Origin of the sequence: Pseudomonas aeruginosa (genome assembly GCF_001457615.1) — a bacterium.
Classification (GTDB): domain Bacteria; phylum Pseudomonadota; class Gammaproteobacteria; order Pseudomonadales; family Pseudomonadaceae; genus Pseudomonas; species Pseudomonas aeruginosa.
In genome coordinates this window covers 6,184,075-6,205,496 of the sequence record NZ_LN831024.1, presented here as the reverse complement: position 1 = coordinate 6,205,496, position 21,422 = coordinate 6,184,075, and the positions used below count along the sequence as shown (strand labels likewise).

The window sequence follows — 21,422 nt, the reverse complement described above, 5'->3', positions numbered from 1 at the left end:
TCCGCCGTCTGCGAGGCGCTGAAAGAGCGCTCGGGACCATGCGTCCTGCAGGCGCCTCCCTCAGGGCAGCATCAGCCCGCCGGCCGCCTTGTGCAGCTCGCGCAGGTGCGCGCCGACCTCCTTGATGTTGGCCTCGTTGGCTTCCAGCTCGGCGCGGCGCTCGGGATCGAGCAGGGCGCGGACCTCGCGGTCGAGGTCGTCGCTGAGCCGGCGCAGGCGCGCCTGGCGTTCGCGGGTCTGCTCTTCCAGGTGCTTCCACTCGGCGGCCTGCGGCAGGCCGTAGCCGCCCTCCAGGAGTTCCGCCGGACGACTGAGGAAGCCGCTGTCGTCGAGGATCTGCTGGAAGGTCTTGCCGGCCACTTCCAGGCGCTGGTCGCCGGCCGGCTTGTCCAGGTGGCCGAGGTACAGGCGCTTCAACTCGTCCTGGGCGAGCAGCAGCTGGCGCCGCAGCGAGGCCTGCTCGAGCAGCAGCAGCGCCGCGCTGGCGCGCAGGTCGGCCTTGGCGAACCAGGGCTGGCGCTCCCTGGCCGGCAGCGCCAGCCAGTCCTCGACCTTGTCCTGGGGAATGTGCAGGCGCTGCTTGAGCACGTCGAACATCGCCTGGTAGCGGTCGCGGAAGGAGTCGAAGCGGTAGCCCAGGCGCAGGGCTTCCTTGGGGTCGTCGAGCACACTGGGATCGGCCAGCTTGCGGTTCTCCAGCATCTCGAGCACGCCGTAGGGGGTGATGCTGTCCAGGCTTTGCAGCGGTCGCCGGGGGATGCCGCTGCGCAGAAGCTTGAGGGTTTCCACCGCGCAATTGTTGGAGATGAAGTAGTACTGGCCGTCGTAGCTCCAGTGACTCTGCGCGGCGCGCTCGACCAGGCTGGCGACCTCCTCGCGGTCCAGCTTCAGCGGCACCGAGGCGAGGCTGCGCAGCTCGACCTTGGTGTATTCCTCGATCACCTGCGACAGCGGCAGGACGAACAGGCGCGACGGATAGGCGCCGGTCAGGCCGTCCCAGCTGGACAATTGCAGGTCGCCGACGAAGGCGCGGTAGGACAGCACCAGATGCTGGTCGAGGTCCAGCCGGCAGTCCGGCCCACGCGGCCGGCCGGGGGCGCAGATCACCAGGCGGAGCATGGTGTGGCCCCAGCGGCTGACCAGGTTGTCGTTGGCCTCGGCCAGCAGGTAGTCGACCTCGTAGACCCGCTCGGGGTCGAGCTGGCCCAGCGGCTGCTGGCCGAAGTCGCGGCCGGCGTTGAGGTAGGCGAAGCTCTGCGCACAGGCACTGTGTTCCGGCGCCCAGCCGAAGCGTTGCTGGTAGTAGCGGTAGAGCGCCGGGCGGCGGCAGGCGTAGCTGGGATCGAGGAGGAAGTACTCCATGTTCACCGCGACGAACTCGCGCGGATTGCTCAGCTCGTAGACGTCCGGGCTGCGCAGTACGAAGCCATTGTGCGCCTCGCGCCGCCCGCGCTGGCCGGCGCGCTGCGGCCAGCCGGCGAGATCGAGCAGGCGCGGGTCGTCGGAGAGCGTGAAGCGGCGACCGCTCTGCCCGCGGCAATCGGTGGGCTGGGCGATCCGGCCGAGGGTTTCTTCCTGGCGCGTGCAGCGGCGGATCTCGCGTTTTTCCTCCGCCGACCACAGGCGCGCGCGATCGTAGACGTGGGTCAGCTCGTGCAGCAGGGTCGCCAGCAGCTCGCGCCGCTCGGTGCCGTGCACGCGCCCGGTCTGGCGGCTGGCGGCGCTGCCGTCGGTGAGATCGGCCAGGTACTTGCGGTTCAGCGCGATGCGCTGCGGGCCACGGGCCTGGCCCATGCCGTTGGCGGGCAGGTCGTCGCGCCACTCGACCTCGATCTCGCGGTCCAGGCGTTCGCGGAAGGCCGGCGGCAGCTTGTCCGCGGCATCGTCCAAGAGTTGCTGGCTGGCCTCGCGCTGCGCAGGGTCCAGCCCAGGCGCGTCGAGTTTCAGGCGCAGGGCCGCCGTCGCGTTGCCGGCTCCGCAGAGGGCCAGCGCCAGCAGCCAGGCGCAGGCCTTCCTCACAGGGCGAGAATGGCTTCGGCAAGTACCTGGTCGGAGGCTTCACGGGCTTCCGGCAGACGGCTGCGCAGGGTCCGCATCGCGGCTTCCAGCTGGGCGCCGCGAATGGCGCCGTCGCTGGCGACGAAACTGGCGGCGTCGTCGCGCGCCTCGGTGACCACTTTCATGTCGCGCACGGAAGTGGTGGTGTCGGAAGTGAAGTCGATGCTGCGGTCGAGGGCGCGGACGATGATATTGCTGGTCGCGACCACCGAGCGTGCTTCCGCGGCCGTGGCGCAGAGCGCCAGCAGCAGGGCGGCGAACAGGGGGCTATGACGCATGGAGCTACGGCGCATGGAGGTTCTCCGGAACGGTGGTGATCGCCTATTGGGCAAGAATTGCTTCGGCCAGTTCCTGATCGCTGGCCGCCAGCTCGGGGTGCGCGACACGCAACCAGCGCAGCGCCGCTTCCAGGCGCGCACCACGGATGCTGCCATCGCTGGCGACGAAGCTGGCCGCATCGCCCCGGGCATCGCGTAACAATTTGTTCTCGAACGGCGTGCTGGTCAGCTTGCTGGTGACGTAAAGGGACTTCGCGGTGAACGCCGTCGTGGTATCGAAGGCGTGCGCAGCGGGCGCCAGCAGGCAACAGAAGAGCAACGAGAACCGGTAACGCATGGGGTTGGGCGGAATAGGACTGGAACAGCCGCCAAGGCTAACGGAATGTGCGGCGCGGAGCCAGTGTGGCCGGTCGGCCAGGTCATCGCCGCAGCCGGGCGGCTGCGGCGGCGGGGCGGGCGACTCAGATGGTCAGGATCGCCTGGGCCAGTTGCATGTCGTTGGCGGCCAGGCTCGGCAGCTTGCCACGGATGTGGCGCAGTGCGGCTTCCAGGTGCGAACCGCGGATGTCGCCCTGGCTGGCGACGAAGCTGGCGGCGTCGTCGCGCGCTTCGAGGACGATCTTGTCGTCGCGGAAGGAATTGGTGATGTCCGAAGTGGCATTGGAGGTCATGCCGGTGGCGCGGACCAGAGTATCCGTGGTGACCACGAAGCTGCTGGCGAACGCGCTGGAGGCGCAGGCGAGCAGGGCAGCGGCACCGATCAGGCGCAGACGTTTCATGTGAGTTGCTCCGAACGAAGTCAGCGTAGACGGCCGCATCCGCGCGGCCGTGTCAACGCTGAGACTAACCAACTGTGCGCCACGTCACCAGCGGCTCAGCGCCAGAAAGGTTTCGAAATCTCTACGTAGCGTTCGCTCGGGCTGATCGCCAGGTCGGCGAGGTCGTGTTCGGACATTTGCGCAAGATGCTTGCGCGATCGAGCGTTTTGTCGCCAGGAATTCAATTTTTCCAACAGGGCGGCGAGATGTGGATGGGCGGCCGGGAGACCGCTGGAACTCCCGGCGTGCGGGTGCGGGGATGTCCTCATCGTGCGTTCCTTCCCATCCCGGGGATGGGGGCGGGGTGTGGAACCTCATGATGCGCCGGGACCGCTGGCTTGCTCAGGGGCAACCACGCGGGAGTTGGACGGAACAGTTCGGTGGCCCCGGCAACTGTTCCGCCCGGCTGTAGCGGAACTGTTCCGGTGGTTCTACGCCTGAGCGGGCTTGCGCGCGATGATCACCTGGCTCTTGGCGACCACGGCGTCCAGGGCCTGCTTGATGGCCGGGCCGCGCGGCGAGTCGAGCAGCGCCTGCCAGGTCCTGGCCCAGTGTTCGAGGAGGGGATGGTCGGGATTGCCGAAATCGACCTTGGCCTCCCAGAACAGCAGCATCCACAGCGACCAGTAGAAGCCGTAGCGGCTGTGGCTGAGGATTTCCAGGCCGGCTTCGCGCACCAGTGCGGCGAACTGCTCCTCGCCGAGCACGCGGATGTGGTTGGGCTTGCGGAAGTATTCGTCGGCGGCGAAGTCCTTCTGCAGGTCTTCCGACGTGGGATGCGGCACGCTGAGCAGATAGAGTGCGCCGGGCTGGCCGACCCGTACCAGCTCGGCGAGGAACTGCCGCGGATCGTCGACGTGCTCGATGACCTCGGTGGAGACCACCCGGGTGGCCGTGGCGTCAGCCAGGGGCAACGGGTCGCAGTCGCTGACCAGGCATTCCAGTTCGCGGGCCGGGGTATCGGCCAGGCGCTCGCGGGTCCTGGCGATCTTTTCCGCGTCGATGTCGGCGATGATGATGCGAGCGCCGCGCATGGCGCAGAAATGAACGTTGCCGCCGTCGCCGCACCCCACGTCGAGCACGGTGTCCTCGGCGGAAATCGGAAAGCCGCTGAACAGCTCGTCGGTCTCCTGGTTGAACCAGCCGCTGAGCACCGCGTCGCGCAACCCGAGCATGTACGGGTCGACCGGCGCGGGGGCGGGTGGCGCGGCGACGGGCTCGGTGGCGGGGCTGGGCGGCGAGACGATCTTCTTGAGGAAGTTCAGCATGAGGTGGCTCCGGAAGTGGTGGCGACGCGGCGGGCGGCGCTCAGGCGCTTGACCAGGCGGGAGCCCAGGTCGCGGCAGGGGCTCTCGACGAAGCGGTAGTTGAGCTCGCTGAGTACGACGATCAGGACCAGGCTGGTGCCGAGCAGCGACAGGGGCCGCTCGCCGGCGTCCCAGCCCAGGCGGAAGCAGAGTTCGCGACTGAGATAGAACGCCGGGATGTGGATCAGGTAGATCGCATAGGAGCGCGCGCCGACCCAGACCAGCAAGCGCTTCAGCGGCCCGTTGGAGAGCAGGTAGTCGCGGTCGTAGGAGGCTATCCACACCAGCAGTCCGCACAATAGCGCGATGGCGCCGATCCGCACGGCGACCAGGCTGTACGCTTCGCTGGCCAGCACGCCCAGGGCCGCGGCCACGGCGGCCAGCAGCAACGGCCCGCTCCAGGCGCGGCCCAGCAGGGTGGGGTTCCAGCGGGCATAGCCAGGCTGCAGGGAGGCGAGGGCGAGCAGTACGCCGATGGCCAGGGCGTCAGTGCGCAATACCATCAGCAGCGGCGTGCGCAGGCTGAAGAACTGGACCAGCACCAGCGCCAGCAGGGCCCAGCCCAGGTAGCGACGCAGGCAGAGGATCAGCAGCGGCAGCAGGAGGTAGAACTGTTCCTCCAGGGAAAGGCTCCAGTAGACGAAGCTGGCACCGTATTCGTAGCGGTAGAAACTGTCGGCGAAGCGGAAGTTGGCGACCTGGAGGAAACCGGCGAGGCTCGCCGCGAGGTTGGCCGACAGGCTGCCGAAGGCTCCGGAGCGGTTCAGCAGCAGGCAACAGGCCAGGATCAGCGCCAGCCACAGCCAGGCCGAGGGCAGCAGGCGGAAGGCGCGGCGGATCCAGAAGTACCGCGCCTGTTCCCAGAATGCCTGGCGTGTGGGCGCCTCGCGCAGTTGCGGGATGAGGGTGCGGGCGATGACGAAGCCGGAGATGGCGAAGAACAGGTCCACGCCCCACCAGAACTGGACGCGCTGGTTGATGCCGTCCAGCAGTGCCGGGGAGCCGCTGAACAGGTTGCCGTGCAGATGGTGGAATACCACGCCGAGCACGGCCAGCCCGCGCAACAGTTCGATGTCGAGGATGCGTTTGCCGCTCATGTCCGCGACGATCCGGGGTCGAGCGGCTTGCGCGCGATGATCACCTGGCTCTTGGGCATGAAATGGTCGAGCAGGTGCTTGATCTCCAGACCGTCGGGACGGGCCAGGAGGTTTTCCCAGAGCCGTGCCCAGTCTTCCATCAGCGCCGGGTAGGGCGGCTGGATACGGTCGCGGACGGCGCCGCCGAGCTCACGGCCGGCGGCCCGTTCGCTGGCCCAGAAGAAGATCATGCCCATCACCCAGAAGAAGCCGCTGGCCTGGCGGTGCTCGATGACCAGCCCGGCGTCCTGCACCAGGCGCGCGAAGTCGTCACGGGAAAAGATGTGGATGTGGTTGGGCGCCCGGAAGTAGTCGGCCGGGGCGATGCCCTGCTGCAGGTGTTCGCCGACCGGGTCCGGCACGCTCAGCAGGTACTGCGCGCCAGGGCGGCCGAGACGCACGAGTTCGGCCATCACCCGCGCTGGGTTGGCCACGTGTTCGAGCACTTCCATGCACACCAGCTTGTCGGCGCAGGCGTCGCGCAGCGGCAGCGGGTCGCTGTCGCTGACCAGGCCGGTGAAGGGCCGCCGGGCCACCGCCTCGACCTGCTGCGCCAGGCTCCGCACCTTGTCCTCCTCGCTGTCGGTGAAGATCACCGAAGCGCCCTGGCGGGCGGCGAAGAGGGTGGCGACGCCTTCGCCGCAGCCGAGATCGAGCAGGGTGTCCTGGGCGCCGATGGCGAAGCCGGCGAGCAGTTCGCCGGTTTCGCTGCGGAACCAGCCATCCAGCACCGCATCGCGCAGACCGCACATGCGTGGCGACACCGGTTCGCTCGCCGCAGCGGGACGGGAACGCCAGCGTTGGAGCAGGGCGCGGATCATGCCGGGATGCTTTGCAAGGCGGAGGGGTCGCCTTGTGCCGCTTCGTCGAGGAAGCGACGCAGGCGCTCCACGGCCAGCTTGCGGCTGCAGAAGCGTTCGAGGCTGGCGCTGGCATGCGCGGACATGCGTGCGTAGCGCTCCGGCTCCTGGCGAGCGACCTCGAAACTGGCCCGGTAGGCCCGGCACAGCGACTCCCAGTCGGTGATGTAGCGCAGCGTGCGGTAGGCCGCGCGCGGGTCGTGGGGCCAGGCGGTGGCTTCTTCCGAGGAGTCGACGATGAAGGCGTTGTCGGCGTCGATGTAGTCGATCATCGCGGTATTGCGCGGAGCCACGGCCGGCTTGCCGCTGGACATGAATTCCATCAGCGGCAGGCATTGGCCTTCGCCGTAGGAGGTGTTCACCACGTAGCTGGTGGCCTCGACCAGCCGCTCGTAGTCCGGGTCGGCGAGGTAGCCGTGGATCAGCACGATGCGGCAGCGGTAGGACTGGTTCTTGTACAGGTGGTGAAGCATGTCGGCCAGCGCTTCGCCGACGTTGTGGTGGGTCAGTTTCAGCACCAGGGTGGCGTCGGGCTCGTCGCGGAAGGTGGCGCAGAACGCGCTGATCATGTCCTGCCAGTTCTTGCGCCCGTCGTAGGGGTTGAACACCGAGGTGTAGATGACCCCGTCGAGGCTCAGCTCGACCTGTTTCGCCGCGCGGTCCGGCAGGGCCAGGACCTCCGCCGACGGCTCGGGGTCGGCATGGACGGCCAGGTCCAGCTGGCGGCTGTCCACCAGCAGGCCGTCCAGGCGCAGGCGCACATCCCGGGCTTCGGGACGGCCCGCCTGCTGCGAGGCGCGGTTGGCGAAGCGATCCCAGACCGGCGCCGGCACGCTCAGTACCGGGTAGTCGCGACCCATGGCGGCGCGCACCACGTCGACCGTGAAGCTGGAGTGGGTGATGGCCCGTCCGCTGTGGCGCAGCACATGTCGCCAGTCGTGGCGCGGTTCGCCGTGCCAGGTTTCGCTGGGGAGGGTGCTGAACTCCCAGGCGAACACCGGGATGGTCGGGCAGGCATGGTGGATCGGCGTGCGATGGGGCGGCGAGAAGGAGAGGAAGACGCAGGGTTCGCCGCGCTTGCGGCAGTCGTGGTAGAGGCGGTCCACCAGTTCGTCGGGATCGCTGACTTCGACCACCTGGCCGATCTCTTCCAGCAGCGGACGGAATTCCTTGAGGACGAAGTAATAGCTGTACTCCGGGCGCCCGAGGTTCTGCCGGATGGTGGTCTTGTTGGTCTCGGAGTGGATGATGATCAGCATGGAACGTTGCCTGTGGCGGTGGCCGCCAGTTCGACGCCGGGCGCAGGGGTTGCCTTGCGGGCGGAAAGGAAGGGTTCCAGGCGCTGGCGGACCACGTCGCCGGCGCAGTAGCCGCGCATGCGTTGGTTGGCCGCGGCGGACAGTTGCCGATAGCGCTCCGGCTGTTCCCGGGCTACCCGGTAGCTCTCCAGGTAGGCCTCCTTCAGGGACTCCCAGCTCGGCCGGTAGCGCCGGGTGCTGTACAACCGGCGCGAATCCTGCGGCCAGGCCGCGGGCTCCTGGCTGGAGCGGACCACGAAGCCCACCTGGGCGTCCATGTAGTCGGCCATCGCCGAATGGTCCGGAGCGATCGCCGGGGTGCCGCAGGACATGAATTCCATCAGCGGCAGGCACAGGCCCTCGCAGCGCGAGGCGTTCACGTAGTAGCTGGCGGCTCCGTACAGGCGGGCGTACTCCGCGGCATCGAGATAGCCGTGCAGGGCGATGACCCGGCAGGCGAATGGCGACAGTTGGGAAAGCAGGGTGAGCAGTTCGACGTGGTAGGTCGTCAGGTCGCTCTGGGTCATCTTCAGCACCAGCGTGGCATCGCTGGTGTCGCGGAATGCCCAGCAGAAGGCGGTGATCAGCTGATGCCAGTTCTTGCGCCCGTCCAGCGGATTGAACACCGAGACGTAGACCACCCCGTCCACGACGACCTGCTGGTGCTGGTCGACGTCCGGCAGCAGCGCCGGCGGATGCTCGGGCTCGGCGGGCGGCATCGGCTCGATGGCCTGGGGCAATGGCTCCGGCAGCGTTTCCAGCGCCGTTGGCGGGGGCGGCAGCGGCCGGCGCAGGTGACGGAACAGCCAGCGGCGTACCGGTATGGGTACCAGGTCGCTGACGGCTTCCCGGTACCACAGCAGCAGGTAGTGCTTGCTGATGACCAGTCGGCGCCTCCAGTCGAGAGGAACCGGCTCTGGTTCTGGCTCAGGGACCGGTTCGGGCTCGGGCTCGGCGGGCGTCTCGGGGAGGACCTCGAGGATCTCGTCCTCGGTCTCTTCCCTGATCGGTGCGATGAGGCCGTCGGCGGAAAGGCCCAGCAGGCGGCTGTCGATGACGCAGCCCTTGAGTTGCAGGGTCTCGCCGGACTTGACCGGATTCCGTTCGCCTTGCTGGCGGATCGCGGCGAAGTCCTCCCAGATCGGCGTCGGCAGCACCAGTACCGGAAAGTCTTCGCCCAGCACCCGGCGAACCGCGCGGGCAGTCTGCTCGGAGAGGGTGATGGCTGCGCCATGGCCGGCCAGGACCTGGCTCCAGTCCTGCGCCGGATCGCCGTCCCACGCCACGTCGGGAATCGACTCGAACTCCCAGGCGACCACGCACAGCATCGGGCATTGCAGGCCCCGCGCCGCCTTGTGCGGCGGGGTGAAGGAGAGGAACAGGCAGTCTTCGCCCTGTTCATGCAGTTGCCGGTAGAGCGGGTCGACTTCGTCCGTGCTCTGTACCAGGTGGACCTGTCCCAGCGATTCGAGGATTGGCCGGTAGGCCTTGAGGACGAAGTAGTAGCTGTATTCGGGGCGACCGAGGTTGTGGCCGATCGAGCGCTCGTTGATATCCGAGTAAAGGATGAAATTCATGGCATCTCGTGATGAAACTGCCCGTTCGACAGCTTGGTGGTGATGAGCGAGGCCAGGCGCTGCTTCGTTGTCCGGAAGCCTTCCCGGCGGACTGGTCGACCCATCGTGTTCTTGTTCTGTTATCGCGACCGCGACCTGTTCGATCAACAGAACAGGAGGCAGTCAAGCACGAAATCGAGAGGCATTCTAAACATACCTTTCGCAAAAACGTGAAGGCTGACGGAGAAAACGTCATGCCGTTCGAATGAGAACCTACCGGTCACGAATAAGCGGTTGAAATCGGCGCATTCTTGGCACAGATTGGAGCGCGATAATCAGAACAACACGCTATCCGGCATGACCTCTGGAACGTCGTATTCCTAGGAAGAGCGTCGCCGAGCGTAGCATCAGATAAAAGGCCCGCTTCCTTGACTCAGCGTCTGTTCGTCACCGGGCTCTCCGGTTTCGTAGGCAAGCATCTTCAAGCTTATCTGGCAGCGGCCCACACGCCGTGGGCGCTCCTTCCCGTACCGCATCGTTACGACCTGCTGGAGCCGGATTCGCTGGGCGACCTCTGGCCGGAGCTGCCGGATGCGGTCATCCACCTGGCCGGGCAGACCTACGTGCCGGAGGCCTTCCGCGATCCTGCGCGGACCCTGCAGATCAACCTCCTTGGCACCCTGAACCTGCTCCAGGCGCTTAAGGCGCGGGGTTTCTCCGGTACCTTCCTGTACATCAGCTCCGGCGACGTCTACGGCCAGGTGGCCGAGGCGGCGTTGCCGATCCACGAGGAACTCATCCCCCACCCGCGCAATCCCTATGCGGTCAGCAAGCTGGCGGCCGAGTCGCTGTGCCTGCAGTGGGGTATCACCGAAGGCTGGCGGGTGCTGGTGGCGCGACCGTTCAACCATATCGGGCCGGGGCAGAAGGACAGCTTCGTGATCGCCAGCGCCGCGCGGCAGATCGCCCGGATGAAGCAGGGCTTGCAGGCCAATCGGCTGGAAGTGGGGGACATCGACGTCAGCCGTGATTTCCTCGATGTCCAGGACGTGCTGTCAGCCTATCTGCGCCTGCTCTCCCACGGCGAGGCGGGCGCCGTCTATAACGTCTGTTCCGGGCAGGAGCAGAAGATTCGCGAGCTGATCGAACTGCTGGCGGACATCGCCCAGGTCGAGCTGGAAATCGTTCAGGACCCTGCCAGGATGCGCCGGGCGGAACAGCGGCGGGTTCGCGGCAGCCATGCGCGACTGCACGACACCACGGGCTGGAAGCCTGAAATAACCATAAAACAGTCCCTGCGGGCGATCCTGTCCGACTGGGAGTCACGGGTACGAGAAGAATGACAAGAAGTGCACTGGTAACTGGGATCACCGGTCAGGACGGAGCGTACCTGGCCAAGCTGCTGCTGGAGAAGGGCTACCGGGTCCACGGCCTGGTGGCGCGGCGCAGCAGCGACACGCGCTGGCGCCTGCGCGAACTGGGGATCGAAGGCGATATCCAGTACGAGGACGGCGACATGGCCGATGCCTGTTCGGTGCAGCGCGCGGTGATCAAGGCGCAGCCGCAGGAGGTCTACAACCTGGCGGCACAGAGCTTCGTCGGGGCCTCCTGGAACCAGCCGGTGACCACCGGCGTCGTCGACGGCCTGGGCGTGACCCACCTGCTCGAGGCGATCCGCCAGTTCAGCCCGGAAACGCGCTTCTACCAGGCTTCCACCAGCGAGATGTTCGGCCTGATCCAGGCCGAGCGCCAGGACGAGAACACGCCCTTCTACCCGCGCAGCCCCTACGGCGTGGCCAAGCTCTATGGCCACTGGATCACCGTCAACTATCGCGAGAGCTTCGGCCTGCACGCCTCCAGCGGCATCCTGTTCAACCACGAATCGCCGCTGCGCGGCATCGAGTTCGTCACGCGCAAGGTTACCGACGCGGTGGCCCGCATCAAGCTCGGCAAGCAGCAGGAATTGCGCCTGGGCAACGTCGACGCCAAGCGCGACTGGGGCTTTGCCGGGGACTACGTCGAAGCCATGTGGCTGATGTTGCAGCAGGACAAGGCCGACGACTACGTGGTGGCCACCGGTGTCACTACCACCGTGCGCGACATGTGCCAGATCGCTTTCGAGCATGTGGGCCTGGACTACCGCGACTTCCTCAAGATCGACCCGGCGTTCTTCCGGCCCGCCGAGGTCGACGTGCTGCTGGGTAATCCGGCCAAGGCCCAGCGTGTGCTCGGCTGGAAGCCCAGGACCAGCCTGGACGAGCTGATCCGGATGATGGTCGAGGCGGACCTGCGACGCGTTTCCCGGGAGTAAGCCATGCTGATTCCCGTGGTGCTTTCCGGCGGCGCCGGTACCCGCCTTTGGCCGGTGTCGCGTGAAGGACAGCCGAAGCCGTTCATGCGCCTGCCCGATGGCCAGACCCTGCTGGGCAAGACCTACCGACGTGCCGCCGGGCTCCTGGCCGGGCATGGCGAAATCGTCACGGTGACCAACCGTGAGCATTACTTCCAGAGCAAGGACCAGTTCCAGGCGGCCCGCCTGGGGCGGCATCGGGGACATTTCATCCTCGAACCGACCGGACGCAACACCGCTCCGGCGATTGCCGTCGCCGCCCTGGCGCTGCAAGCCGAACATGGCGACGCGGCGGTACTGGTGGTGATGCCGGCGGATCACCTGATCCGCAACGAGGAGGCCTTCCGCGAGGCGGTGGGGCATGCCGCGCGTCTCGCCGTCGCCGGGCACCTGGTTACCTTCGGCGTGGTGCCGGATGCAGCGGAAACCGGTTTCGGCTATATCGAGCTGGGCGACCGGCTGGACGAGCAGGGGGCGGCCAAGGTGCGCCGCTTCGTCGAGAAACCCGATGAGGAAACCGCCCGTCGCTACGTGGAAAGTGGCGGTTTCCTGTGGAACTCCGGGATGTTCTGTTTCACGGCCTCGACCCTGGTCGACGAGCTGGCGCGGCATGCCCCGGCCCTGCTGGAGCAGGCCAGGGCCTGCCTGGCCGCCAGTGCGGCGGTGAAGATGGCCGATGGCATCCAGCATGAGCTGGCGGGCGAAGCCTTCGCCGCGCTGCCGGACATTTCCATCGACTATGCGCTGATGGAGCGCTCCGCGCGGGTCGCCGTGGTGCCGGCGGCCTTCGACTGGAGCGATATCGGTTCCTGGGGCGCGATGAGCGCGCTGCTCGACGCGGACGCAGAGGGCAATCGCGGCAGCGGCGACACCCTGTTCGTCGACACCCGTAACACCTTCGTGCAGAGCGACGGGCGCCTGGTCGCCACGGTCGGGGTCGACGACCTGGTCGTGGTGGATACTTCCGATGCGCTGCTGATCGCCCGCGCCGACCGGGTCCAGGAGGTGCGCAGGGTGGTGCAGCGGCTGAAGGACGAGCGGCACGAGGCCTATCGGCTGCATCGGACCGTCAACCGTCCCTGGGGCAGCTATACCGTCCTCGAGGAGGGGCCGCGCTTCAAGATCAAGCGAATCGTGGTCAGGCCGGGAGAGCGCTTGTCGCTGCAGATGCACCATCACCGCAGCGAGCACTGGATCGTGGTGCAAGGCATGGCCAGGGTCACCAATGGCGATGGCGCGCGGCTGGTCAACAGCAACGAGTCGACCTACATTCCCGCGGGCCACCGGCATCGCCTGGAAAACCCGGGGGTCATCGACCTGGTGATGATCGAGGTGCAGAGCGGCGAATACCTGGGAGAGGACGACATCGTCCGCTTCGAGGACCAGTACGGCAGGGTGGTCTGATGCTTCTTGGCTTGTCTCGTTCCTTGTGGGGCTATCGTGGCTTCGTTCTCGGCAGCGTCAAGCGCGAGTTCCAGTCGCGCTACCGCGGGTCGCTGTTCGGCGCGTTGTGGACGGTGCTCAATCCGCTGTCGATGATCGTCGTCTACACGGTGATCTTCTCCCAGGTGATGCGCGCGCGCCTGCCGGGGGTCGACGACGGCCTGGCCTACAGCGTCTATCTCTGCGCCGGCCTGCTGACCTGGGGCCTGTTCGCGGAAATCACCTCGCGCAGCCAGAGCATGTTCATCGAGAACGCCAACCTGCTGAAGAAGATCAGCTTCCCGCGCATCTGCCTGCCGGTCATCGTACTGCTCAACGCCGGGGTCAATTTCGCCATCATCCTCGCCTTGTTCCTCGGCTTTCTCGCACTCAGCGGGCGCCTGCCGGGCGCGGCATTGCTCGCGCTGGTGCCGCTGCTGGCGATCCAGGTGCTGTTCGCGGCGGGACTGGGGATGATCCTCGGGGTGCTCAACGTGTTCTTCCGCGACGTCGGCCAGTTGTTCGGCATCTGCCTGCAGTTCTGGTTCTGGCTGACGCCGATCGTCTATCCGATCGGCATCCTGCCCGAGGGTATCCGCTCGCTGATCGAACTCAACCCGATGACCGCGCTGATGCGCAGCTACCAGCAGCTGTTCCTCCACGGGCAATGGCCGGACTGGCCTTCATTGCTGCCGATCACCCTGCTGGCGCTGCTGCTGTGCGCGCTCGGCCTGCGTCTGTTCCGCCAGCGGGTCGGTGAAATGGTGGATGAACTCTGATGGGACAGATACGCGTATCCGGCCTCGGCAAGGCCTACAAGCAGTATCCCAATCGCTGGAGCCGGTTGTTCGAATGGCTGGTGCCTTTCAGCCCTCCGCGCCACCACCTGCACTGGATCCTGCGCGAGGTCGAGTTCACCATCGAGCCGGGCGAAGCGGTCGGCATCGTCGGGGTCAACGGCGCCGGCAAGAGCACCTTGCTGAAGATGATCGCCGGCACCACCCAGCCGACCTGCGGCGAGATCCGCGTGGCCGGCCGGGTCGCCGCGCTGCTCGAGCTGGGCATGGGCTTCCACCCGGACTTCACCGGCCGGCAGAACGTCTTCATGGCCGGGCAATTGCTGGGCATGCAGGTCGAGGAAATCCAGGCGCTGATGCCGGATATCGAGGCCTTCGCCGAAATCGGCGAGGCCATCGAGCAACCGGTGCGCACCTACTCCAGCGGCATGCAGATGCGCCTGGCGTTCAGCGTGGCGACTGCCCGGCGGCCGGACATCCTGATCGTCGACGAGGCCCTGTCGGTTGGCGATGCCTATTTCCAGCACAAGAGCTTCGAGCGCATCCGCAGTTTCCGCAAGGCCGGCACCACCCTGCTGATCGTTTCCCACGACCGCTCGGCGATCCAGTCCATCTGCGACTCCGCGATCCTCCTGGAGCAGGGACGGATGGCCATGCGCGGGCGGCCGGAAGAGGTGATGGACTACTACAACGCCCTGCTCGCCGAGCGCGAGGGGCAGACCGTGCGCCAGGAAATGCTCGCCGACGGCCAGGTGCGGACGATTTCCGGCACTGGCGAGGCAGCGATCCTCGACGTACGGATGGTCGACCAGCGGCAGCGCGCGCTGGAGGTGGTCGAGGTAGGCCAGGCGGTGACGCTGGAAGTCGAAGTCGAAGTTCGCCAGGACATCGAGCGGCTGATCCTCGGCTTCATGATCAAGGACCGCCTCGGCCAACCGATGTACGGGATCAATACCCACCGCCTGGACAAGGCCCTCACCGACCTGAAGGCCGGCGAGCGCATCACCTACCGCTTCGCCTTCGACATGCGCCTGGGCAAGGGGCACTACTCGGTGGCGCTGAGCCTGTCGCGGCTGGACTCGCACCTGGACCGCAACTTCGAATGGCGCGACTACGGCCTGGTCTTCCATGTCATCAACAACCGCCAGGAAGACTTCGTCGGTTGCTCCTGGCTGGGCGCCGAAACCCATATCAGCCGCTCCGGCGAGGCGGCTCTGGACCCCACTTCCGCGGAGAGCACTCCATGACGCGTCTGTTGGTCGAATGCACCTATGTGTTCGAGCATCCCAAGGTCAATTCTGGTATTCAGCGGGTGGTGCGCAACGTCATCCGCGAGTTGCCGGAAGCCGACGAGACGGTGGAGTGCATCCCGGTGGCAATGCTCGACGGCACCCTGTATCAGGTCCACAGCCTGGCGCCGCTGGACCCGCGGCCGCATTCGCCGCTGGTACGCCTGCGCATCCTGGTGGAGCGAGCCGCCAACTACTTCTGGCTGGGCCAGCGCACCCTGGAAAAGCGCCGCCCGTTCCGTTCCTCGCCGTGGGCCCGGCGCCTTCTCTATGTAGCCTGCCGCCTGTTCGCCTTCGCCTTCCTCAGCATTCCGCTGCGCCTGCTCGACCGCATCCTCGGCAAGCAGCAGCCTGCACCCGTGCGCGCGACCCCGCTCGAACATCGGGCCGGCGACCAACTGGTCTTGCTGGACTCCTCCTGGCACGCCGATTTCTTCCCGCTGGCGGAACGCCTCAAGAGCGAGGGTGTGGGCATCGTCTCGGTGATCTACGACCTGATTCCCCTGACCCATCCGCAATTCTGCGATGCCGGCCTGGTCAAGGTGTTCAACCACTGGTTCGACTGGATCGCGGCCACCGCCGACGGCTACGTCGCGATTTCCGAGACCATCCGCGACGAAGTGCGCGCGGAGATGCTGCGGCGCATCGGCCCGGAGAAGGTCGCGCAACGCTGGTTCGATTATTTCCACCTGGGTTCGGAGCTGGACCTGGTGGAGGACGGCGCCTCCGTCGAGCCCGATCTGCTGCGCATGTTCAAGGCCAAGGCGCCGGTATTCCTGATGGTCAGCACCATCGAGCCGCGGAAGAACCACGGTTACCTGCTGGATGCCTTCGAGCGTGCCTGGGCCCAGGGTTCGCAGGCGCGGTTGTGCATCGCCGGACGCATCGGCTGGAAGTGCGAGGCGCTGGTGGAACGGGTGCGGCAGCATCCGGAGCTGAACAAGCGCCTGTTCATGTTCAACGACCTCTCCGACAAGAGCCTGGAGTACGCATACTCCCATGCCGCATCGCTGGTCTTCCCGTCCTATGTGGAAGGTTTCGGCCTGCCGCTGGTGGAGGCCATGCAGCGCGGCCTGCCGGCGATGGGCAGCGACATCCCGGTGTTCCGCGAGATCGGCGGCGAATTCATGGCCTACTTCGACCTCGCCGATCCGCAGACCCTGGCGAACCTGGTCACCCGCTTCGAAGCCACGGGCGAGTTCCCGGCCGAGCGACCGGTCGGCGAATGGCGCTGGATCGGCTGGCACGAGGCGAGTCGGCAACTGATCGCGCGGATCCTGCTCGCCCTCGGCAAGGCCCCGGCGCATGGCGAGGCAGTACATGCGGATTGCGGTTAACGCGCGGATTCTCCAGGCGCCGCGGACCGGCATCGGGCATTACCTGGTCGAGTTGCTGGGCGCGTTGCAGGCGCACGCGGACTTCGAGTTTTCCCTGTTCCATGGCTGGGGCTGGAGCGGCGACCTGCCGGCGGCGGCGCTGCCCGGCTATTCGCGTCTGTCGCCCTGGCTGCGCAACCTGCCCGGAGCCTACCGGGCACGACGCTGGCTGGAGCAGCGGCGTTTCGATAGCGGTCGGCCGCCGGTCGATCTCTACCATGAGCCCAGTCTCTGGCCGCTGGACTTCGACGGGCCGATGCTGATGACCCTGCACGACCTGACCCACCTGCATTATCCGGCGACGCAACCCGCCGCCCGCTTGCGCGAAATAGAACGCCGGCTGGCGCGCGGGATGGAAAAGGCGCGGTTGATCCTGACCGACTCGCAGGCGATCGCCGACGAGGCGCAGGCGTATTTCGGCCTGCCGCGCGAGCGCTTCGTGGTGGCGCCCCTCGGCCATGCCGCGCGGTTCCGTCCGCGGGACCGGGAGTCCCTGCGCGAGCCCTTGCGCGCGCATGGCCTGGTGCCGCGCGGGTATTTCCTCTGCGTAGGAACCCTCGAACCGCGCAAGAACCTGTCGCTGGCCCTGCGCGCCCATGGGCAACTGCCGGCGGCGGTCCGCCAGCGTTTTCCGCTGATGATCGTCGGCATGCCGGGATGGGAAAGTCGCTCGCTCGACGACGAACTGCGCCAGGCGCTGGCTTCGGGAACGGTGCGGCTGCTCGGCTACCTGCCGGACGAGCGGGTCGCCGAGTTGATGTCGGGCGCTCGGGCGCTGGTCTTCCCCTCGATCTACGAAGGCTTCGGCCTGCCTGTGCTGGAAGCCATGGCCAGCGGCACGCCGGTATTGCTCACGCGACTCTCCGCAATGCCGGAGGTGGCCGGCGAGGCGGGCAGCTATATTGACCCGGATGATGCCAATGGGCTATCTGACATGCTGGTCCGCATGACCGAGGATACCGTCTACTGGGAGTGCTGCCGGGAAGCCGGCCTGCGACGGGCGGAGCAGTTTTCCTGGAAGCGTTGCGCGAATCTCACCGCTGCAGCCTATCGTCGTGCCGTGGAGGGCTGAATGCGGGTACTGCACTTCTACAAGACCTACCTGAGCGAAACGGTAGGCGGGATCGAACAGGTGATCTTCCAGCTTTGCGAGAGCAGCGGGTCGTGGGGGATCGACAACCACGTCCTGACCCTGAGCAGCGACCCGCATCCGCCTGTCGTGCCCTTCGGCGGACATGTGGTGCATCGCGCCAGGCTCGACCTGCAGCTCGCTTCCACCGGGTTTTCCCTGAGCGTGTTCAAGCAGTTCCGCGAGCTGGCGGCGGAGGCGGACGTGGTCAACTACCACTTCCCCTGGCCGTTCATGGACCTGGTGCATTTCCTCACCGGTATGAACAAGCCGAGCGTGGTCACCTACCATTCGGACATCATCCGCCAGCGCGTCCTGTTGAAACTGTACCGGCCGCTGATGGGGCGCTTCCTTCATAGCGTCGATCGGATCGCGGTGGCGTCGCCCAACTACTTCAGCACCAGCGACGTGCTCCGCCAGTACCGGGAAAAGACCCGGGTGATCACCTACGGCCTGGACAAGGCCTGCTACCCGAAGCCTGCGGCACAGCGTCTGGAGCACTGGCGAGAGAAACTCGGGCCGCGGTTCTTCCTGTTCGTCGGGGTGATGCGCTACTACAAGGGCCTGCATATCCTGCTGGATGCGTTGCAGGGCACCGATTACCCGGTGGTGATCGTCGGTGCCGGGCCGTTGCAGGCCGAGCTGTATGTCCAGGCCGCGGCGCTGGGGTTGCGCAACGTGCACTTCCTCGGGCGGGTGGACGACGAGGACAAGGTCGCCCTGCTGCAACTCAGCTACGCCATGGTCTTTCCGTCACACTTGCGTTCCGAGGCGTTCGGTATCTCCCTGCTGGAGGGCGCGATGTACGGCAAGCCGATGATCTCCAGCGAGATCGGCACCGGCACCAGCTACATCAATATCCATGGCGAGACCGGCCTGGTCGTGCCGCCCAGCCAGCCGGCCGCGTTTCGCCAAGCGATGCGCTGGCTCTGGGAGCATCCGCAGCAGGCGGAGGAAATGGGCAGGAACGCGGAGGCCCGCTATCGGCAACTGTTCACCGCCGAAGAGATGGGGCGTCGCTGGAGCGAGCTGTACCGTGAACTGCTGGAGGAAAAGGCTTCTTCCAGATACGTGAAGGCCGCTCGGTAAGGAGCGGCCTACGGTACAGTTCAGGCTGGGCCGAACCGGGACGTTACAGTATCGCTTAGCGCCAGAACGGCTTGTTCAGCTCGGCGTAGCGCTGGGCTTCGCTGATGCCGGCGTCGGCGAGCAGGCGGGAGTCCAGGCGGGCCAGCTGGCGACGGCTCTGGATGCGGCGCTGCCACAGTTTCATGGTGCCCAGCAGGCTGCTGCTGCGGCGGTTGGAGCGAGCGATGTCGAAAGTGTTGGAACCGAGGGTACGTTCCATGATGTGTCGATCCTTCCCACTTGTGGTGGGTAGTCAGGTTGCTAGTGATTAACTGAGCAATATGATCTGACTAACAGGTCAACAAGAATAGGAACAGTTGCGGAGAATTGCGTTGGATCACCGGGGTGTGTTTCCGAACTGTATGGGTTGTTTCGGTGCGTAACTGTACCGCTCTGCACCGTCATGGTGCGTTACCGAAAGAAACAACGAAGTGTTACAGCAGGAAAAGCGAAAGGGCCGGGTGGGCGTGTTGCGATGGCGGCAAGAGAAAAGGCCGCCGAAATATGTTTTTACGTGGTTTTTTCTGCCCTGTCCAGACGCCCGGAAGAATTAATCGTCCGGGCGCTGGAAATAGTTGCGGATGAAACGGTTCAGCCTCAGCCGGCCAGCATGTGTCCACGTTCTTCCAGGTTCAGGTGCCAGGCCAGCGCCTCGCGCAACAGATGCGGCGTGTGGCCGCCTTTCGCGCAAGCCGCCTCGAAGTAGTCCAGCAGCGGTGCCTGGTAGGACGGGTGGACACAGTTCTCGATGATCACCCGGGCCCGTTCGCGAGGCGCCAGGCCGCGCAGGTCGGCGAGGCCCTGCTCGGTGACGAGGATGTCGACGTCGTGCTCGGTGTGGTCGACGTGGCTGACCATCGGCACCACGCTGGAAATGTTGCCGCCCTTGGCGATCGACTTGGTGACGAAGATCGCCAGGTGCGCGTTGCGGGCGAAGTCGCCGGAGCCGCCGATGCCGTTCATCATCTTGGTGCCGCCGACGTGGGTCGAGTTGACGTTGCCGTAGATGTCGAACTCCAGCGCCGTATTGATGCCGATGATGCCCAGGCGACGGACCACCTCGGGGTGGTTGGAGATTTCCTGCGGGCGCAGCACCAGCTTGTCCTTGTAGCGCTCCAGGTTACCGAACACGTCGGCGTTGCGCCGCGGCGACAGGGTGATCGAGCTGCCCGAGGCGAAGCGCAGCTTGCCGGCGTCGATCAGGTCGAAGGTCGAGTCCTGCAGCACTTCGGAGTACATGGTCAGGTTCTCGAACGGCGACTCGATCAGGCCGCACATCACCGCGTTGGCGATGCTGCCGATACCGGCCTGCAGCGGGCCGAGGCTGTTGCTCATGCGCCCGGCGTCGACCTCGCGCTTGAAGAAATCGATCAGGTGGTTGGCGATGGCCTGGGTCTCGCCGTCCGGCGGCAGCACGGTGGATGGCGAGTCCGGCTGGTCGTTGATGACGATGGCGACGATCTTCTCCGGCGGGATCGGGATCGCCGTGCTGCCGATGCGGTCGTCGACGCGGGTCAGCGGGATCGGCGTGCGGGTCGGCCGGTAGGTCGGGATATAGATGTCGTGCAGGCCTTCCAGGTTGGTGCTGTGGGCCAGGTTGATCTCGACGATGACCTGCTTGGCGAAGATCGCGAAGCTCGCCGAGTTGCCCACCGAGGTGGTCGGCACGATGTGACCCTGCTCGGTGATCGCGGCGGCTTCGATGACGGCGATGTCCGGCAGCTTCAGCTGGTGGTTGCGCAACTGCTCGACGGTTTCCGAGAGGTGCTGGTCGATGAACATCACTTCGCCGGCGTTGATCGCCTTGCGCAGGGTGCTGTCGACCTGGAACGGCATGCGCCGGGCGAGCACGCCGGCCTCGGTGAGCTGCTTGTCGAGGTCGTTGCCGAGGCTGGCGCCGGTCATCAGGCTGATACGCAGCGGACGTTCCTTGGCGCGCATGGCCAGCGCCTGGGGTACGGCCTTGGCCTCGCCGGCGCGGGTGAAACCGCTCATGCCGACGGTCATGCCGTCCTGGATCAGGTCGGCGGCTTCGGCCGCACTCATCACCTTGTCGAGCAGGGAGGGCAGGCGCACGCGATCACGGTACATGGAACGAACCTCAGACGACGAATTATTAGAGGCCGCCAGTCTAGGGTTTCCGCGATTTTTCGCCTTTATACCAAGGTCGAAGCGCCATTCAGCGGGCTTATGGGCGGATTGCCAGGACCACCACGCCCGCTGTCACCAGGGCTACGCCGAGCCATTGGCGCAGGTCCAGGCGTTCGCCGAGGAAGGCCACGCCGAGCAGTGCCACCAGCACCACGCTGAACTTGTCCAGCGGCGCCACCAGCGACGCCGGGCCGAGCTTGAGGGCGCGGAAATAGCAGATCCAGGAGGCACCGGTGGCCAGCCCGGAGAGCACCAGGAACAGCCAGCTGCGCGGCGGGATGCTGCCCGGGGCCTGGAACTTGCCCAGGACCGCGAGGATGCCGCCGAGGGTGACGAGGATCACCAGGGTGCGGATGAAGGTGGCGAAGTCCGAATCGACCCGGTCGAGGCCGATCTTGGCGAAGATCGCGGTCAGAGCGGCGAACAGCGCCGAAAGCAGTGCCCAGAAGGCCCAGGATGCCAGCATGTC

General features: G+C 66.3%; 21 protein-coding genes. 8 read left to right on the top strand and 13 right to left on the bottom strand.

The window, feature by feature from the left end; all coding sequences use genetic code 11:
• Positions 1-60 precede the first annotated feature (60 nt).
• From AT700_RS28450 to AT700_RS28405, 10 genes are all read right to left on the bottom strand, one after another.
• Entirely contained in the window at positions 61-2,019 is a 1,959-nt protein-coding gene (locus tag AT700_RS28450) for a DUF4105 domain-containing protein (protein ID WP_003458292.1), read from the bottom strand.
• A complete protein-coding gene (locus AT700_RS28445) occupies positions 2,016-2,336 on the bottom strand; it encodes a DUF2388 domain-containing protein (protein WP_003114112.1) in 321 nt (106 codons plus the stop codon). The genes AT700_RS28450 and AT700_RS28445 overlap by 4 nt, the downstream gene beginning before the upstream one ends.
• Before the next feature lie 43 nt (positions 2,337-2,379).
• Positions 2,380-2,673: a DUF2388 domain-containing protein gene (locus tag AT700_RS28440; protein ID WP_003096909.1), complete on the bottom strand. Its 294-nt coding sequence runs from the start codon at positions 2,671-2,673 to the stop codon at positions 2,380-2,382.
• A 124-nt stretch (positions 2,674-2,797) separates the two neighbouring features.
• Positions 2,798-3,115, bottom strand: a complete 318-nt coding sequence (locus tag AT700_RS28435) for a DUF2388 domain-containing protein (protein WP_003096907.1) — start codon at positions 3,113-3,115, stop codon at positions 2,798-2,800.
• A gap of 95 nt (positions 3,116-3,210) precedes the next feature.
• Entirely contained in the window at positions 3,211-3,423 is a 213-nt protein-coding gene (locus tag AT700_RS28430) for a DUF1127 domain-containing protein (protein ID WP_003096905.1), read from the bottom strand.
• 162 nt (positions 3,424-3,585) lie between these two features.
• Positions 3,586-4,422 (bottom strand): class I SAM-dependent methyltransferase, encoded by an 837-nt coding sequence (locus AT700_RS28425; protein WP_003096902.1) that lies wholly within the window; start codon positions 4,420-4,422, stop codon positions 3,586-3,588.
• Positions 4,416-5,558, bottom strand: coding sequence for an acyltransferase family protein (locus tag AT700_RS28420; protein WP_003114111.1), 1,143 nt, complete (start codon positions 5,556-5,558; stop codon positions 4,416-4,418). Before AT700_RS28420 ends, AT700_RS28425 begins: the two co-directional genes overlap by 7 nt.
• Positions 5,555-6,418 carry a class I SAM-dependent methyltransferase gene (locus AT700_RS28415; RefSeq protein ID WP_003114110.1) on the bottom strand — a complete coding sequence of 288 codons (864 nt, stop codon included), beginning with the start codon at positions 6,416-6,418 and terminating at the stop codon, positions 5,555-5,557. The genes AT700_RS28420 and AT700_RS28415 overlap by 4 nt, the downstream gene beginning before the upstream one ends.
• Entirely contained in the window at positions 6,415-7,716 is a 1,302-nt protein-coding gene (locus AT700_RS28410; protein ID WP_003161107.1) for a glycosyltransferase, read from the bottom strand. The genes AT700_RS28415 and AT700_RS28410 overlap by 4 nt, the downstream gene beginning before the upstream one ends.
• Positions 7,710-9,332, bottom strand: coding sequence for a glycosyltransferase (locus AT700_RS28405; protein ID WP_023089767.1), 1,623 nt, complete (start codon positions 9,330-9,332; stop codon positions 7,710-7,712). Before AT700_RS28405 ends, AT700_RS28410 begins: the two co-directional genes overlap by 7 nt.
• Before the next feature lie 407 nt (positions 9,333-9,739).
• On the opposite strand from AT700_RS28405, the gene rmd reads away from it, so the two are divergent.
• The 8 genes from rmd to wbpZ are packed head-to-tail and all read left to right on the top strand — an operon-like array spanning position 9,740 to position 18,763.
• Positions 9,740-10,654 (top strand): GDP-6-deoxy-D-mannose reductase, encoded by a 915-nt coding sequence (gene rmd / locus AT700_RS28400; protein ID WP_003114107.1) that lies wholly within the window; start codon positions 9,740-9,742, stop codon positions 10,652-10,654.
• Positions 10,651-11,622 carry a GDP-mannose 4,6-dehydratase gene (gmd, locus tag AT700_RS28395; RefSeq protein ID WP_003096890.1) on the top strand — a complete coding sequence of 324 codons (972 nt, stop codon included), beginning with the start codon at positions 10,651-10,653 and terminating at the stop codon, positions 11,620-11,622. The genes rmd and gmd overlap by 4 nt, the downstream gene beginning before the upstream one ends.
• 3 nt (positions 11,623-11,625) lie before the next feature.
• Positions 11,626-13,065, top strand: coding sequence for a mannose-1-phosphate guanylyltransferase/mannose-6-phosphate isomerase (locus AT700_RS28390; RefSeq protein WP_003162699.1), 1,440 nt, complete (start codon positions 11,626-11,628; stop codon positions 13,063-13,065).
• Positions 13,065-13,862 (top strand): ABC transporter permease, encoded by a 798-nt coding sequence (locus AT700_RS28385; protein ID WP_003096887.1) that lies wholly within the window; start codon positions 13,065-13,067, stop codon positions 13,860-13,862. Before AT700_RS28390 ends, AT700_RS28385 begins: the two co-directional genes overlap by 1 nt.
• A complete protein-coding gene (locus tag AT700_RS28380) occupies positions 13,862-15,127 on the top strand; it encodes an ABC transporter ATP-binding protein (protein ID WP_003096884.1) in 1,266 nt (421 codons plus the stop codon). The genes AT700_RS28385 and AT700_RS28380 overlap by 1 nt, the downstream gene beginning before the upstream one ends.
• Entirely contained in the window at positions 15,124-16,506 is a 1,383-nt protein-coding gene (locus AT700_RS28375) for a glycosyltransferase family 4 protein (protein WP_003096882.1), read from the top strand. The genes AT700_RS28380 and AT700_RS28375 overlap by 4 nt, the downstream gene beginning before the upstream one ends.
• The gene (locus AT700_RS28370) at positions 16,490-17,617 is read left to right on the top strand and encodes a glycosyltransferase family 4 protein (RefSeq protein ID WP_003102573.1); all 1,128 of its coding nucleotides are present in this window, start codon (positions 16,490-16,492) and stop codon (positions 17,615-17,617) included. The genes AT700_RS28375 and AT700_RS28370 overlap by 17 nt, the downstream gene beginning before the upstream one ends.
• Positions 17,618-18,763 carry a D-rhamnosyltransferase WbpZ gene (gene wbpZ, locus AT700_RS28365; protein ID WP_048521747.1) on the top strand — a complete coding sequence of 382 codons (1,146 nt, stop codon included), beginning with the start codon at positions 17,618-17,620 and terminating at the stop codon, positions 18,761-18,763.
• A gap of 55 nt (positions 18,764-18,818) precedes the next feature.
• Here the strand turns inward: wbpZ and AT700_RS28360 are convergent, their stop codons facing one another.
• The 3 genes from AT700_RS28360 to AT700_RS28350 all read right to left on the bottom strand — a co-directional run bounded on the left by AT700_RS28360 (position 18,819) and on the right by AT700_RS28350 (position 21,419).
• Entirely contained in the window at positions 18,819-19,022 is a 204-nt protein-coding gene (locus AT700_RS28360; RefSeq protein WP_003096877.1) for a DUF1127 domain-containing protein, read from the bottom strand.
• Positions 19,023-19,399: 377 nt separating this feature from the next.
• Positions 19,400-20,893 (bottom strand): acetyl-CoA hydrolase/transferase family protein, encoded by a 1,494-nt coding sequence (locus AT700_RS28355; protein ID WP_003096875.1) that lies wholly within the window; start codon positions 20,891-20,893, stop codon positions 19,400-19,402.
• Between the two features lie 97 nt (positions 20,894-20,990).
• Positions 20,991-21,419 carry an EamA family transporter gene (locus tag AT700_RS28350; RefSeq protein ID WP_003096873.1) on the bottom strand — a complete coding sequence of 143 codons (429 nt, stop codon included), beginning with the start codon at positions 21,417-21,419 and terminating at the stop codon, positions 20,991-20,993.
• Between the last annotated feature and the right edge of the window lie 3 nt (positions 21,420-21,422).

Bases quoted from the DNA above. Each gene is read 5' to 3' on its own strand.
- AT700_RS28445 (WP_003114112.1), bottom strand. From the start codon at position 2,336: ATGCGTCATAGCCCCCTGTTCGCCGCCCTGCTGCTGGCGCTCTGCGCC.
- AT700_RS28435 (WP_003096907.1), bottom strand. From the start codon at position 3,115: ATGAAACGTCTGCGCCTGATCGGTGCCGCTGCCCTGCTCGCCTGCGCC.
- AT700_RS28425 (WP_003096902.1), bottom strand. From the start codon at position 4,422: ATGCTGAACTTCCTCAAGAAGATCGTCTCGCCGCCCAGCCCCGCCACC.
- AT700_RS28375 (WP_003096882.1), top strand. From the start codon at position 15,124: ATGACGCGTCTGTTGGTCGAATGCACCTATGTGTTCGAGCATCCCAAG.
- wbpZ (WP_048521747.1), top strand. From the start codon at position 17,618: ATGCGGGTACTGCACTTCTACAAGACCTACCTGAGCGAAACGGTAGGC.
- AT700_RS28415 (WP_003114110.1), bottom strand. From the start codon at position 6,418: ATGATCCGCGCCCTGCTCCAACGCTGGCGTTCCCGTCCCGCTGCGGCG.
- AT700_RS28385 (WP_003096887.1), top strand. From the start codon at position 13,065: ATGCTTCTTGGCTTGTCTCGTTCCTTGTGGGGCTATCGTGGCTTCGTT.
- AT700_RS28380 (WP_003096884.1), top strand. From the start codon at position 13,862: ATGGGACAGATACGCGTATCCGGCCTCGGCAAGGCCTACAAGCAGTAT.
- AT700_RS28410 (WP_003161107.1), bottom strand. From the start codon at position 7,716: ATGCTGATCATCATCCACTCCGAGACCAACAAGACCACCATCCGGCAG.
- AT700_RS28350 (WP_003096873.1), bottom strand. From the start codon at position 21,419: ATGCTGGCATCCTGGGCCTTCTGGGCACTGCTTTCGGCGCTGTTCGCC.
- AT700_RS28370 (WP_003102573.1), top strand. From the start codon at position 16,490: ATGCGGATTGCGGTTAACGCGCGGATTCTCCAGGCGCCGCGGACCGGC.
- AT700_RS28360 (WP_003096877.1), bottom strand. From the start codon at position 19,022: ATGGAACGTACCCTCGGTTCCAACACTTTCGACATCGCTCGCTCCAAC.
- AT700_RS28440 (WP_003096909.1), bottom strand. From the start codon at position 2,673: ATGCGTTACCGGTTCTCGTTGCTCTTCTGTTGCCTGCTGGCGCCCGCT.
- AT700_RS28420 (WP_003114111.1), bottom strand. From the start codon at position 5,558: ATGAGCGGCAAACGCATCCTCGACATCGAACTGTTGCGCGGGCTGGCC.
- gmd (WP_003096890.1), top strand. From the start codon at position 10,651: ATGACAAGAAGTGCACTGGTAACTGGGATCACCGGTCAGGACGGAGCG.
- AT700_RS28430 (WP_003096905.1), bottom strand. From the start codon at position 3,423: ATGAGGACATCCCCGCACCCGCACGCCGGGAGTTCCAGCGGTCTCCCG.
- AT700_RS28355 (WP_003096875.1), bottom strand. From the start codon at position 20,893: ATGTACCGTGATCGCGTGCGCCTGCCCTCCCTGCTCGACAAGGTGATG.
- AT700_RS28390 (WP_003162699.1), top strand. From the start codon at position 11,626: ATGCTGATTCCCGTGGTGCTTTCCGGCGGCGCCGGTACCCGCCTTTGG.
- AT700_RS28405 (WP_023089767.1), bottom strand. From the start codon at position 9,332: ATGAATTTCATCCTTTACTCGGATATCAACGAGCGCTCGATCGGCCAC.